This is a genomic window from Gluconobacter sp. P1D12_c (assembly GCF_018812105.1).
GTDB lineage: Bacteria > Pseudomonadota > Alphaproteobacteria > Acetobacterales > Acetobacteraceae > Gluconobacter > Gluconobacter oxydans_A.
This window is the reverse complement of sequence record NZ_JACSIQ010000726.1, coordinates 1-389: the sequence shown is the minus strand read 5'-3', so window position 1 is coordinate 389 and position 389 is coordinate 1. Positions and strand designations below refer to the sequence as shown.

1 protein-coding gene is annotated in these 389 nt (G+C 46.9%); it reads left to right on the top strand.

What is annotated here, in order from left to right; translation table 11 throughout:
- Positions 1-389: hypothetical protein (locus KP705_RS18920; protein WP_215765425.1), on the top strand; the 389-nt coding region annotated here is incomplete at both ends.

The window sequence follows — 389 nt, the reverse complement described above, 5'->3', positions numbered from 1 at the left end:
GGTGTCCCTAAATCATTGGATATGTTCGGGCCCGATATTGCTATGGCTCTCTGTGTTGAGCCTTCTCTTGATGGTCGTGTCATCGTTGGTGATGAAATAAAATTCGAGCAGATGGAGAATAAGATTGTTGGGCTGATGCTCCCGCATCATGCTTTCTATAACGTCTCTGAACCCTGTCTTATGGTCCAGAATTATACGCAGACGCCTGACACTGAACTCGTCAAAAAGKCTCTCGAACTCATTGAAGTTGTCTCTAAGCGACACCATCAGCAGGTTATCGAAAAACTCCAAAAAATTGGATGCGATGCTCTAACGGGGCGTAATCTGTTTGCGTTGCGTGGTTCGTGGGAGCTTGGCAACAGGGATATCAATGCGGTGGATGATTCCGC